This window comes from Ilyobacter sp., from assembly GCF_041583315.1.
Classification (GTDB): Bacteria; Fusobacteriota; Fusobacteriia; order Fusobacteriales; family Fusobacteriaceae; genus Ilyobacter.
The window spans coordinates 1-11,999 of record NZ_JBFHGC010000018.1; the positions used below are offsets into that span (position 1 = coordinate 1).

The 11,999-nt window shown below is 36.2% G+C and carries 15 protein-coding genes and 1 pseudogene; 11 read left to right on the forward strand and 5 right to left on the reverse strand.

All coding sequences use genetic code 11. The annotated features are described in order from the left end of the window. The 5 genes from ABZA26_RS01435 to ABZA26_RS01455 form a co-directional block, all read left to right on the forward strand. Positions 1–344 (forward strand): dihydroxyacetone kinase subunit DhaK (locus tag ABZA26_RS01435; RefSeq protein WP_372712738.1); only part of this gene is annotated, 344 nt, incomplete at its 5' end. Positions 345–371: 27 nt separating this feature from the next. After that, the gene (gene lsrF / locus ABZA26_RS01440) at positions 372–1,244 is read left to right on the forward strand and encodes a 3-hydroxy-5-phosphonooxypentane-2,4-dione thiolase (RefSeq protein ID WP_372712739.1); all 873 of its coding nucleotides are present in this window, start codon (positions 372–374) and stop codon (positions 1,242–1,244) included. Between the two features lie 37 nt (positions 1,245–1,281). Further along, entirely contained in the window at positions 1,282–1,800 is a 519-nt protein-coding gene (locus tag ABZA26_RS01445) for a DUF1097 domain-containing protein (protein ID WP_372712740.1), read from the forward strand. A 15-nt stretch (positions 1,801–1,815) separates the two neighbouring features. Beyond that, positions 1,816–2,139, forward strand: a complete 324-nt coding sequence (locus tag ABZA26_RS01450; RefSeq protein ID WP_372712741.1) for a VOC family protein — start codon at positions 1,816–1,818, stop codon at positions 2,137–2,139. 307 nt (positions 2,140–2,446) lie between these two features. Further along, positions 2,447–3,247 carry a sugar-binding domain-containing protein gene (locus ABZA26_RS01455; RefSeq protein WP_372712742.1) on the forward strand — a complete coding sequence of 267 codons (801 nt, stop codon included), beginning with the start codon at positions 2,447–2,449 and terminating at the stop codon, positions 3,245–3,247. A gap of 66 nt (positions 3,248–3,313) precedes the next feature. On the opposite strand, the gene ABZA26_RS01460 is transcribed toward ABZA26_RS01455, so the two are convergent. The 4 genes and pseudogenes from ABZA26_RS01460 to hydF all read right to left on the reverse strand — a co-directional run. Further along, positions 3,314–3,727: a septal ring lytic transglycosylase RlpA family protein gene (locus ABZA26_RS01460; protein WP_372712743.1), complete on the reverse strand. Its 414-nt coding sequence runs from the start codon at positions 3,725–3,727 to the stop codon at positions 3,314–3,316. A 3-nt stretch (positions 3,728–3,730) separates the two neighbouring features. Then, positions 3,731–5,065: an aspartate ammonia-lyase gene (locus ABZA26_RS01465; protein ID WP_372712744.1), complete on the reverse strand. Its 1,335-nt coding sequence runs from the start codon at positions 5,063–5,065 to the stop codon at positions 3,731–3,733. A gap of 15 nt (positions 5,066–5,080) precedes the next feature. Continuing rightward, a complete protein-coding gene (locus ABZA26_RS01470) occupies positions 5,081–5,470 on the reverse strand; it encodes a hypothetical protein (protein WP_372712752.1) in 390 nt (129 codons plus the stop codon). An 18-nt stretch (positions 5,471–5,488) separates the two neighbouring features. Further along, a pseudogene (gene hydF / locus ABZA26_RS01475) lies at positions 5,489–6,310 on the reverse strand ([FeFe] hydrogenase H-cluster maturation GTPase HydF); the annotation flags it as partial. Positions 6,311–6,554: 244 nt separating this feature from the next. Between hydF and ABZA26_RS01480 the strand changes: the two are divergent. The 3 genes from ABZA26_RS01480 (at position 6,555) to ABZA26_RS01490 (ending at position 8,505) form a co-directional block, all read left to right on the forward strand. After that, on the forward strand, positions 6,555–7,181 hold the full coding sequence (locus tag ABZA26_RS01480; protein WP_372712745.1) for an MBL fold metallo-hydrolase: 627 nt from the start codon (positions 6,555–6,557) through the stop codon (positions 7,179–7,181). 63 nt (positions 7,182–7,244) lie between these two features. Continuing rightward, positions 7,245–7,517 carry an ArsR/SmtB family transcription factor gene (locus tag ABZA26_RS01485; protein ID WP_372712746.1) on the forward strand — a complete coding sequence of 91 codons (273 nt, stop codon included), beginning with the start codon at positions 7,245–7,247 and terminating at the stop codon, positions 7,515–7,517. A gap of 61 nt (positions 7,518–7,578) precedes the next feature. Beyond that, positions 7,579–8,505 carry an NAD(P)/FAD-dependent oxidoreductase gene (locus tag ABZA26_RS01490; protein WP_372712747.1) on the forward strand — a complete coding sequence of 309 codons (927 nt, stop codon included), beginning with the start codon at positions 7,579–7,581 and terminating at the stop codon, positions 8,503–8,505. Between the two features lie 11 nt (positions 8,506–8,516). On the opposite strand, the gene ABZA26_RS01495 is transcribed toward ABZA26_RS01490, so the two are convergent. Further along, positions 8,517–9,308 carry an RNA polymerase sigma factor RpoD/SigA gene (locus tag ABZA26_RS01495; protein ID WP_372712748.1) on the reverse strand — a complete coding sequence of 264 codons (792 nt, stop codon included), beginning with the start codon at positions 9,306–9,308 and terminating at the stop codon, positions 8,517–8,519. A gap of 142 nt (positions 9,309–9,450) precedes the next feature. On the opposite strand from ABZA26_RS01495, the gene ruvC reads away from it, so the two are divergent. Genes ruvC through ABZA26_RS01510 form a run of 3 tightly spaced genes read left to right on the forward strand, consistent with a single transcriptional unit; the run spans position 9,451 to position 11,791 of the window. Then, the gene (ruvC, locus tag ABZA26_RS01500; RefSeq protein ID WP_372712753.1) at positions 9,451–10,023 is read left to right on the forward strand and encodes a crossover junction endodeoxyribonuclease RuvC; all 573 of its coding nucleotides are present in this window, start codon (positions 9,451–9,453) and stop codon (positions 10,021–10,023) included. Between the two features lie 24 nt (positions 10,024–10,047). After that, positions 10,048–11,328 (forward strand): sensor histidine kinase, encoded by a 1,281-nt coding sequence (locus ABZA26_RS01505; protein ID WP_372712749.1) that lies wholly within the window; start codon positions 10,048–10,050, stop codon positions 11,326–11,328. A 10-nt stretch (positions 11,329–11,338) separates the two neighbouring features. Beyond that, on the forward strand, positions 11,339–11,791 hold the full coding sequence (locus tag ABZA26_RS01510; RefSeq protein ID WP_372712751.1) for a tRNA (cytidine(34)-2'-O)-methyltransferase: 453 nt from the start codon (positions 11,339–11,341) through the stop codon (positions 11,789–11,791). The last annotated feature ends 208 nt before the right edge of the window (positions 11,792–11,999 follow it).

The following is an 11,999-nucleotide window of genomic DNA, read 5'->3' on the forward strand; positions in this document are numbered from 1 at the left end:
AGCACGGAGAAGGGGGAGGAGAAAAAATTCCTATGGAAACAGCAGATGTGACCACTGATATTCTCATGGAAAAAGTGTTGGACGATTTGAACATAAAATCAGGAGAAAAGTTAATGGTTGTAATAAACGGTTCTGGAGCGACCACTTTGATGGAAATGCTTATTGTGTACAGAAGGGCTGTAAAACATCTGGAAGAAAAGGGTATAGAGGTGGTTGCAAATATGGTGGGTGAAATTTTAACTGTTCAAGAAACGGCTGGATTCCAGTTATTTATAGCAAGAATGAATGAAGAGTTGGAATCATACTGGAATGAGCCTTGTAAAACACCATATTATTCAAAATAATAATTTTAAATATTAAGGAGAGATGAAATGGCAGATTTAGATGGAAACCAAAATTCTAAAAATTTTCACTTAGATAAAAAACCAATGTCATCAAGCTTTCATGTCAAAGGACTAAATCATAGTGACTGGGGTATGAAAACAAGGTTATCAAAAATATTTGATGAGAAATCTGGGAATTCGGTAATTTTAGCCTTTGATCACGGATATATAATGGGGCCAACATCAGGATTGGAAAGACTGGATGTAGCAGTTCCTCCATTATTGCCCTATATAGATGTATTGATGGCAACAAGAGGAGGTCTTAGGAGTTGTATATCACCTGCTTGTGGTAAAGGAGTAGCGTTGAGATGCACAGCAGGAAGATCTGTTTTAGATGATGATATGTCAAATGAATTCAAAGTGGTAGATATAGATGAAGTTATAAGAATGAATGCCACTTGTATGGCTATTCAGGTTTTTATTGGTTCTAAAAATCAGCATGAGAATTTGAAAGAATTAAATAGAGCTGTAAATGAAGGTATGCGGTATGGTATCCCTACAATGGGAGTAGTTGCAGTGGGGAAAGAAATGAGCAGAACAAAAGAATATTTTTTATTGGCAACAAGAATGATTGCTGAATTTGGAGCTCATATAATAAAGACATATTATTGTGAAGGGTTTGAAGAAGTAGTAGCAGCCTGTCCTGTTCCCATTGTGGTAGCAGGAGGTAAAAAAGTACCAGAAAAAGATGCTTTAAACCTTACGTATAAGGCCATAAAAGCCGGAGCCAGAGGTGTAGATATGGGAAGAAATATTTTTCAGGCGGAAAATCCGGTAGCCATGGCAGAAGCCGTAAACCTCATTGTACACAAGGGTTATACCGATGAAAAGGCATATGAAGTTTATCTGAAAAATAAATAGAATTACTAATCTGTAGGTTATAGATAAGGAGGACAAAATGACTAAAAAAGAATATATAGTAGGTCCAATAATCGTAGCGGCCATTGCAATGGCAGTACAGGTAATAGATCAAACTTCAATTTTAAATGTTTTAGCAGTAGGGATAGGATTTGGATGGGTTTCATTTCAGTCGTGGGCTTGTTATTTTTTAGCAGGTTGTACACCTAAAGGAGGAATAAGAACATTCAATAGTTATTTATTGGGATGTGCAGCTTCTATTGCCATTATGATATTAGGCGGGACTTTATCTCCGATACTTGGATTTTTCGCATTTCCAATAGCAATTTTAATCTGTGTTGTTCCGGTTATATGTTTAGAAAAAGCAGGAGAATGGTTTGACTTTGTACCAGCTTTATTTATAGGAGCAGGAGCATTCTTTGGATTTATGAGTTATGTTCCAGGAGCATCATATTTAAATGCTACAGTAACGATAATGATTTACTGCACGTTGGGATTAATAGCTGGATATTTAACTATTCTATTTAGAACAAAATATGAATTGGTTTTAAATAAATAAAAAGGGAGATGAGAAATGGAAATATTACATATAGGTGTTATAACCGATGTTCCTGTAGCTGGGGAAACTTATAGTGAAGGTCTAAAAGTACATTTGACAGATCCGGAAAAACATCCTTTTAAATATGAATTTCTGAGGTTTGAAAAGGGATCTCCATTACATAAAAGAATTCAGTCAGAACCTCATATAGCGATAAAAGTAGATTCAATAAAAGAAGAATTATCAAAAGCAACGGAAGTTTTATCAGAAGAAATGGATTGTGGTAATGGAATGTTTATAGCTTTTGCAGATGTAGATGGATTTATATTTGAATTTACAGAATTCAGAAATCAAGTATAAAATTAAAATTTAGACCCTCCCAAGTTATTAGCGACATAAGTCTAATAATAAGGAGGGTCTAGTTTTTCTGTCTTTAAAATCTATAATCGGTGAATCTTTAGATGACAAAACTTATCGATTTACTGTATAATGTTTTATAAAATAATATTTGGAGTGTTGTTTAATGATTTATGAGAGTGATAAAATAAAAAAAATTGTAGATGTTTCCAGGATGTATTATGAACAAAATTTAACACAAAATGAAATAGCCAAAGCTTTATCTATATCTAGACCGTCTATAAGTAAAATGCTGGCCGAAGCAAAGACTTTGGGAATTGTAAAAATCACAATAACCTCTCCTCTTGAACAAAACGAAGAACTCCTAAAGAATATAAAAGAGGCCTTCAACCTAAAAGGCGGCATTATTGTTCATGGAGCGGCATCTGAAAAAGTAAATAATGCTTTTATTACCAATGAAAGTTCAATATATATAATAAAAAAATTAAAAAAGGCCAATAAAGTAGGGCTTGGATGGGGTAAGGTGATAAATTCTGTTGTAAAAAGAATAATTGAAACTTCTTCTGTAAAAACTTCTGGAATTATTTGTCCGTTGCTGGGCAACTCAGTAACTCCCTATGAAGAATATCATCCTGATTCCCTTGTCAGAAAATTAGGAGAAAAATTGGGACTACAACCATTTTATATATATTCTCCGACATTTTTTGAAAGTAAAGAAGAATTTGAAGGATTTTCAAATTTAGAAAATCAAAAGATAATAAATGATCTTTGGAGCTCTTTAGATATTGCCATATTAAACATAGATAATCACCCATCTGTACCTGATTTTGCAACAGCTTCACGTTTTGGGGAAAGCTTACATGAGAAAAAAATTATTGGTCACATGATCTCATATTATTATAATATACAAGGTGAAATTTTGAATAGTCCCAGTGATTATACTAACCATATTAGTCTGTCTGATCTTAAAAAAATTGAAACAGTTATTGGAGTTTGTTCTTCTGATACAAATGCTAAATCAGTAATAGGAGCGCTGAAAACCGGATTGATAACACACCTTATTATAGATGATGAGTTAGCAACCAAGGTTCTTGAAGCAATAAGTAAATAGGAAGCACTGCACAATATTATGGATATTGTGCAGTGCTTCCTTATAATTTAAAGCTTATTATTAAAATTAACTCTTATATCTGAATGTATCTGAGTCATCTAAAATTTCTATTTTTACAGGTATAACTCCTTTATTAATTGAGGCGATACTTTCAAAGGCTTTCGGAGTAAGGTCTATGACTCTTCCCTTTACAAAAGGTCCACGATCGTTTATTTTCACTCTCACACTTTTTCCGTTGTTGATGTTAGTCACACGTACTATAGTTCCAAAGGGCAGAGACTTGTGTGCTGCAGTATAGTATCGGATATTATATTCCTCGCCACTGGCAGTGAGCCTACCCTGAAACTCTTTTCCATACCAGGAAGCCATGCCTTTTAAGACGTGATTCTGAGAATAGACTTCTGTTTTTTTTGATACAGCAGAACATCCAGATATAAGCAAAATTATTAAAATTATAAAAATATTAAATCCTTTTTTCATAAATCACTCCTTTATGAGACCTTTTTCTTTTAAAATCGTATGATATGATTTTCCGGTTTTTTCACATTCCTTCAGAATTTCAGATAAGCGTTCATAACCTAGCTGGTCGATATGGCTAGTTATGGTAGAGAGGCTTGCTCTCAGATGTTTTTCACAATTTTCTTTATCTGGGGTGATTCCCTTGATTACCTTTTCTCTGAATATCTTTACCCCGTCTCTCAAAACCTCTATACTCTCAAGAACAGATTCCGAAATAATAGGTGTGAGAGCATTCAGCTCAAACTCTCCTTCAGCAGCAGCAGCAGATATAATGAGGTCATTTCCCTGAACCTTATGAAATATCTGCTTTATGAATTCTGCACCTACGGGATTTATTTTTCCAGGCATGATGGAAGATCCCATCTGCATGGGAGGAAGCTTGATCTCCCCTATACCACCGTTTGGTCCTGAAGACATGAGTCGCAGGTCGTTTGCTATTTTATTTAAGTTTACAGCCATTGTTTTCAAAAGTCCAGAAACCTCTACAAAAACATCCAGGTTTTGTGTGGCATCTATTAGATTTTCTGCTCTGGCTAAGCCGTATCCGGTAAGTCTTTTTAGCTCTTCAGTGACATAATAACGGTATTTCAGACTTGCACCTACACCGGTTCCTATGGCGGTACCACCGATGTTTATTCTTCTGATTCTTTCCTCTATCTTGTAGAGTCTCCATCTGTCTCTGGAGATGGCCTCAGCAAAAGCTCCGAAACTCTGACCCAGAGTAAGGGGGACAGCATCCTGAAGCTGTGTTCTCCCTAGTTTGAATATAGAGGAGAACTCTTTTTCTTTGTTTTGAAGTTCCTCCTGGAGGGACATGGATTCTGTAACCAGTTCTCTCAGAATTCTGATCACTGCTATTTTTACTGAGGTAGGGTAAACATCGTTTGTGCTTTGGCTGAGATTGACATCTTCAATGGGATTTATGAGGTCGTATCTTCCTTTTTCTTCTCCCATCTCTTCTAAGGCTGCATTTGCAATAACTTCGTTCACGTTCATATTTGTAGATGTACCTGCTCCTCCCTGGATTGCAGACAGTGGGAATTCAGAGTCTAGATCTCCCTGATATACTCTTTCGCAGGCTCTAACTATATAATTTTTTTTATCTTCAGTAAGTTTTCCGGCTTTGAAATTGGCCTCAGCAGCAGCTAGCTTTACCAGAGCGAAGCTCTTTATAAGCTCGGGATTTGTTTTTTTACCATTTTTTATGTAGAAGTTCTCTATAGCCCTCTGAGTGTGGACTCCGTAATAACTGTTTTTAGGTATCTCAAGTTCCCCTATACCGTCTTTTTCAATTCTCATCTGTCGGTGTCCTCCTTAATCTTCCAGCCATTCAAAATATACTTCTGGAAAAGGTTTTAAAGCCCTGTCTAAGATACCGTGAAGAGTGGCTATGCACAGCCCGTAATTTAATACAGGTACTCCCTGTACCGAGCTTGCCTCAATTCTGGAAAGCATCTCTTTTCTGTTTAGTGTGCATCCTCCACAGTGTATTACCAGCTTGTAGTCTGAGAGGTTATCCGGATAGTCCCTGCCTGCACAGAAGTCAAAGGTGAGATCATTTTCGATATTCTGACGGATCCATCTAGGAATTTTTACCTTTCCTATATCGTCAGGCTGTGCATGGTGTGTGCATGCTTCTGCTATGAGGACTTTATCCCCTGCCTTTAAATTTTTTAATGTCTTAGCTCCCTTGACCATTTTCATAAGGTCTCCCTTATACCTCGCAAAAAGTATAGAGAAAGATGTGAGCAGAATATCCTCCGGAGTATCTGCTGAAACTTTTGAAAATTCCTGAGAATCGGTTATTACCAGCTTCGGTTTTTCTTTTTATTTATCAAGAGTCCAACGAAGTTCCCTTTCCTTGCACACATGGAAGATTCCGTCATTGTCGAGAATGTCCCTCATGGTCTGTACCTGGGGCAGAATAAGTCTTCCCTTGGGCATCCCTGTATCCACTGGTATTACCAGGACTATACTTTCTCCAGGATTTATCAGGTCTCCCAGTATTGTAGGCTGTTCAAATTCCTTGGGAGAATGTTTTATGATAAGCTCCTTCAGGGTGTGGATCTCCTCTTTGAGCTGTGCCGACACAACTGCGTGGGGGATATTTTTGTTTTTAAGTTCCTCAAGGAACTCAGCCTTTGGAGGGATTATATCTTTTTTATTTATTACTGTTATGAAAGGGATATTTTTTTCTTTTAAAAGTTCCATGATCTCTCTGTCAAAGTCTGAAAAACCCTCTCCGGTAACTGTGAGAAGGGCAATATCGGTTTTTTTCAAAACCTCAAGACTCTTTTTTACCCTGAGTTCCCCAAGGTCTCCAAGATCATCCAGACCGGCAGTGTCTATTATGACGCACGGACCTATGGGAAGTATCTCCATGGCCTTGTACACCGGATCTGTGGTGGTTCCTGCATATTCTGAAACGATTGCTAGATTTTGCCCTGTAAGGGCATTTATAAGTGTGGATTTACCCATATTTCTCTTTCCAAAAATAGCTACGTGAAGCCTGCTGGAACTAGGAGTTTTATTAAGTTCGGACATGGTTCCTCCTCAAGAACTAACGTTATAGTTAGGTTTTTTATTATAAATATAAAAAATAGTTATAAGCTTATTATATTATAATTATAGGATTTTGTGCAAACTTCTATTTGAAAATAAATATATGGCATCTTTTATTAGAGTGCAATAGACTGTTTTAAGTTGAAGTTTTTTTAAAATAATTTAATGGTTCACAAATAAGTTTAATTATCTTATAATGAATCTAAAAATGGAGGTAATAACGACTATGAAAATAAAAACATTTTATCTGGGACAGATGATGTCTTGTGCTTATCTCACATGGGATGAGGATACAAAGGAAGCTTTTCTTTTTGACTGCGGAGGAGAGGACCTTGCAAACCTTTTTGCATTCCTCAGAGCCAATGAACTGAATTTAAAAAAAGTGATATTTACCCACGGTCACCACGACCATATAGGGGGACTGGAAAAACTTCTTCAGCATATTCCAGATGCAGAGGTTTATATAGGGGAAGAAGAAAAGGAATTCCTTGCAGATGCCAATCTGAATCTTTCAGGTTTCTTGGGGACAAAATTTACATACGATGGGAAGCTGAAAACTGTAAAAGAGGGAGATATAATAGGAGATTTCCAAGTGATAGATACTCCTGGACATACAGTAGGATCAAAATGCTACTATAATCAAAAGGAAAAAATAATGATCTCCGGAGATACCCTTTTCAGAAGAAGCTACGGAAGATATGACCTTCCTACAGGAAACGGAGAGATTTTATTTAAAAGTCTGAAAAAAATCTGCACTGAATATCCTGGGGAAACTAAGGTGTACAGCGGACACACAGAAGTTACAACTCTCGGTGAGGAAAAGATGTTTCTTGAGATGAACGGCCTTATTTAAAATTTGACAACAGATAGAAAAAATAGTATTCTGATATTAGAATATGTAAATAGGAGTAGAGCTGTGGAAATTGATAAAGCTGTATTATTGTTTAAAATGATGTCAAATCCCATAAGACTTGGAATATTGAAAGAACTTTCTGAAAAGGGTGTTCTCTGTGTAAGTAAACTGGAAGAGGCTATAGGTTCTTCCCAGTCTAGCACCAGTCAGCATCTGGCACATCTCAGAAATTCCGGGATACTTGCCTGCAAGAAAAACGGTAAAAAAGTATGTTATACCATAGCTGATGGGGATGTAGAAGAACTCATAAAACGACTTAAACTAGAGGAAAATTAAATTTAGAGACTGTCTTCTCTTAGTGAGTGACAGTCTCCTTTTGTTTTGAAAGGAGAGAACCGTGGAAAAAATATATGATATGATAATTATAGGTGGGGGACCTGCAGGTCTCACTGCTGCAATATATGCAGGCCGGGCACAGCTGAATGTACTGGTAGTCGAAAAGAAAGAGCTAGGTAGCTTAATTTCTGCCCATAAAATAGACAACTACCCGGGATTTCCCGACGGGATAACAGGGAGAGAATTATATCAGCTAAAAAAAGAACATGCCTTAAAATATAATGTAGAGATCGTAGAGGGAACCTTTCTTGAATTAGATATTTTCTCTGAACCAAAGATTGTAAAAACAGATGTGGAAAATTATCATGGGAAATCAGTGATAATAGCCAGCGGATGGCCAAAAAACAGCGTGAAGAAAATAAAGGGAGAAAAGGAATTCATAGGGAAAGGAGTGTCTTACTGTGCAACCTGTGACGGAGCTTTTACAAGAAATCTAAAGGTAGGTCTCTTTGGTCAGGGGGACGAAGTGGCAGAAGAGGCACTTTTTCTCACAAGGTACTCTAAGGAGATATTTATTTTTCCAAAAGAAGAAAGTCTGAAATGCAACCAGGAGCTAAAAGATGCCCTGCTGAACCATGATAATATAAAAATAATTCCAAACAGCCAGATAGTCGAAATAAAGGGAAATGATTATGTGGAAGAAGTGGTGGTCTTAAAAGACGGGAAAGAAGAGAGTTATCCCTTGGATTATACCTTTTTATATCTAGGAACCAGGTCTACAGAAGAATTATTTTCCGGTTTTGCAAAACTGGATCCCAACGGTTATATAATAACAGGGGAAGATATGAAAACCGAAGTAGACGGAGTCTATGCCGCAGGAGATATAAGAGCAAAGGCCATAAGACAGGTTACCACAGCGGTAGCAGACGGAACCATAGCATCACTAGAAGCAGCCAAATATATACTGAAACAAAAAAAAGAGAGATAATTCTCTCTTTTTTACATGGTATATCTAAACTTGTCTCTTAATTTATCAATTGCCTTGAGCTGAATTTGTCTTATCCGCTCTCTGGTGAGATTTAGGTGATTTCCTATCTCCTCAAGAGTGAGGACATTTTTGTTGAAAAGACCAAATCTGTGTATGATGACGTCTCTCTCTTTTGAATTAAGTATTTTAAGATTTTTCATTAGTTCTTCGTTGACACTGTCTATTATTATCTGATCTTCGAAAACATCTTCACTTGGAATAATACTGTGGAGATCTCCGTTTTCACCATAAGACTCCTCTAAGGAATTGAGAGACTGCTCAAAGATATTGAGGTACTTCTCCACATCTTTTTCCTTGAATTCAAGTCCTAGAGCAATTTTTTCAACAGATGGAATGGAGCCGTTTTTATTTTTGTAATCCCTTATGAATTTATTTATTTTTGAAATATTGTCATAGATGTAAGTGGGATATCTTATTACCCCCTTATTTGATGAAATATATCTTAGAATACTTTGCTTTATCCAAAAAGTAGCGTAGGTTGAAAATCTTTTATCCATAGTAGTGTCAAACTTGCTGACAGCTTTTATGAGACCAATATTACCCTCTTGTATGAGGTCTAGAACCGGAATGCCGATATTGATATACTTTTTTGCTATGCTTACCACAAGTCTGAGATTGGATGTAACTAATTTTTCTTTTGCTGCTTCGTCTCCGCTCTGGGCTTTCAAGGCAAATTCTATCTCCTCTTGTTTGGTCAAGAGGGGATAGTGGCTTATCTCTTTTAGATAATTGGATATATTCATTTTATGCAGCCTTTTAAGGCCCCCTCCTTTCGATATAAGAGTTTGTTTTCTAAGTAAGATATACGTTGTAGTATGAGAAATCCTTTTTTATAGAATTTTTTTTTGATCTATGGTAAACTTGAAAACAGAGGTGAAATCAATAGTGAGAGTTTTAGGCATTGACCCAGGAACAGCAACAGTGGGATACGGAATCGTAGATTTTAAAAATAATAACTATGATACAGTGACCTATGGATGTATCTATACAGATAAAGATCTCCCCATGCCAAAAAGGCTTGAAAAAATATATGACGAACTTTATGCTCTCATAGAAGAATATAAGCCTGCTCATATGGCAGTAGAGGAGCTTTTTTATTTTAAAAATAATAAAACGGTTATCAGCGTGGGCCAGGCAAGGGGAGTCATAATCCTTTGCGGAGAAAAACAAGGTCTTCAGCTAGATAGCTATACACCCCTTCAGGTAAAGATGGGTATAACGGGATACGGAAAGGCTGAAAAAAAGCAGGTTCAGATTATGGTGCAGCGGATATTAAAGTTGAATGAACTTCCAGAACCGGATGATGCTGCAGATGCTCTGGCAATAGCAGTGACTCACATAAATTCTCTTAATTCCGGATGTTACAATATATCTGCCGATAAAAAAATATGCGGTGGAAAAATAGGAAGCGGGAAACTTACAGCGAAGGAATATAGGGAAATGTATAACATCAAATAGTGTGCAGGAGAAAGAGGTGGTTGTATGTGGGGTAAAATTAATTGTAATCTCAGCAGAAAAACTCTTATCGGAAAAAAACTCATAAATAACGAAAAAGATATCTCTCATATGATTCAGGAGTTTGAATCCATAGAAAAGATGATGTCTGTTCTTTACAGTGAGAAAAATGAGGGTAGAGTGATATTCTGCATACTACTCCTTTTGATAGGAAAGCTAGACTTAGGATATGTTGAGAGTTATTATTTCCATTACGATGAGGACTCTGAAACACTACACTATAAGGAGGGTTATTTTAACCTGGATAAGATAGAGGAAGAGGAGCTTGATAATATATATGATTCTCTTAGCGACCTTATAGAGGTGGACCAGGTACCTTTTTTGAGAGGAATACTGGAAATAGGGGAACCTGTCTATGATGTGAAGAAATTTACAGAGATGACTCCCTATACTTTTCTGAGCAGACTGAATAATTTTTCTGTGATTCCGGTAGGTTATGAGGAAAAAAATTACGGGGTGCTTATTCTGGCAGGAAACAAAAACTTCTTGAAAATGGGTAAAAGAAAAAGGGAACTGGTGGATATATTTAAGTACAATTTATCCATGTATCTATACAACAGGGAACTGGAAAAAAATGAACTTAAAAATGACAGGCTTAAAACCATAGGATATTTTGCAAACTCAATAGTCCATGAGTTTAAAACCCCTGTGTCGGTAATAAAAGGCTTTGCAACGCTGGCTAAAAATAAACTGGATGATCCGGAAAAGCTGAAAATATATCTGGAAAATATAATAACTGAATCAGACAGGATAATAGAGATGTCGGACGAGGTGGGGGAGTATGCTCAGACAAGAGGGACTCTCGATATAGAGGAAGAATTTTATTTTCAGGATGTTGTAAAAGAGATGTTTGAAAAATTTAAAAATAAATTTGAAAGGCTGGATATAAAGCCCATCTATATGGAAGAAAAAAGGATTTTGGTGAAAGCTAATAAAAAAACTTTGTCAAGGACCGTGTGCCATATTCTGAAAAATGTGGCAGAAAATGTGGATTACAAGAAGGATAAAAGATATATAATGTTTAGATTTGGAGAACAGGATGGAAAGGATATTGTGATATTTGAAGATAACGGATGCGGTATACCTGATGACAATATACCAAAAGTATTTTCTCCGTTTTTCACAACAAAAATAAACGGGACAGGATTGGGCATGACCATAGTAAAAGAGTATTATGAAAAAATAGGCATGGAAGTAAAACTAGAGTCGGTCTACGGAAAATACACCAGATTGACAGTTACGATATAGGAGGAATTTGATGAATATAGTTTTGTTAAATCCGGAGATACCTTACAATACCGGGAATATAGGGAGAAGCTGTGTCTTGACAAATACGGCACTTCACCTGATAAAACCCATGGGTTTTTCTCTAGATGAAAAACAGCTAAAAAGGGCCGGACTAGACTACTGGAACAGCGTGGACCTGCATATTTGGGACAGTCTTGAAGAACTTATAAAGGCTAACCCAGATTCAAATTTTTATTTTGCAACTACTAAAACAAATAAAAGTTACTCAGATGTAAATTATAAGAAAGATGATTTTATAGTTTTCGGACCTGAATCAAGAGGAGTGCCTGAAGAGATACTAATGGCAAACAAAGAAAACTGTATAACGATACCTATGATAAAAATGGGAAGGTCTCTGAATCTTTCAAATTCTGCAGCAATAATCTTATACGAATCTCTGAGGCAGACGGGGTTTGACTTTTAAAAGAGAGAGTTATTCTCTCTTTTTTTTTCTTTAAATACATATTCGGTTAACTTAACGTCAATTTTAAATTAATAAAGCAGCCATAGGAATCTGATTATTTTTAGTTTTTTAGAAAAATTACAGCATATGCACATTTAAAATTATTTGTGATGCATTACAATAAATAATTTTTTTAGTTTATGGGAAAAAATTATAATTAACTCATAAA

Bases quoted from the DNA above. Each gene is read 5' to 3' on its own strand.
- lsrF (WP_372712739.1), top strand. From the start codon at position 372: ATGGCAGATTTAGATGGAAACCAAAATTCTAAAAATTTTCACTTAGAT.
- ABZA26_RS01445 (WP_372712740.1), top strand. From the start codon at position 1,282: ATGACTAAAAAAGAATATATAGTAGGTCCAATAATCGTAGCGGCCATT.
- ABZA26_RS01450 (WP_372712741.1), top strand. From the start codon at position 1,816: ATGGAAATATTACATATAGGTGTTATAACCGATGTTCCTGTAGCTGGG.
- ABZA26_RS01460 (WP_372712743.1), bottom strand. From the start codon at position 3,727: ATGAAAAAAGGATTTAATATTTTTATAATTTTAATAATTTTGCTTATA.
- ABZA26_RS01465 (WP_372712744.1), bottom strand. From the start codon at position 5,065: ATGAGAATTGAAAAAGACGGTATAGGGGAACTTGAGATACCTAAAAAC.
- ABZA26_RS01470 (WP_372712752.1), bottom strand. From the start codon at position 5,470: ATGAAAATGGTCAAGGGAGCTAAGACATTAAAAAATTTAAAGGCAGGG.
- ABZA26_RS01480 (WP_372712745.1), top strand. From the start codon at position 6,555: ATGAAAATAAAAACATTTTATCTGGGACAGATGATGTCTTGTGCTTAT.
- ABZA26_RS01495 (WP_372712748.1), bottom strand. From the start codon at position 9,308: ATGAATATATCCAATTATCTAAAAGAGATAAGCCACTATCCCCTCTTG.
- ABZA26_RS01505 (WP_372712749.1), top strand. From the start codon at position 10,048: ATGTGGGGTAAAATTAATTGTAATCTCAGCAGAAAAACTCTTATCGGA.
- ABZA26_RS01510 (WP_372712751.1), top strand. From the start codon at position 11,339: ATGAATATAGTTTTGTTAAATCCGGAGATACCTTACAATACCGGGAAT.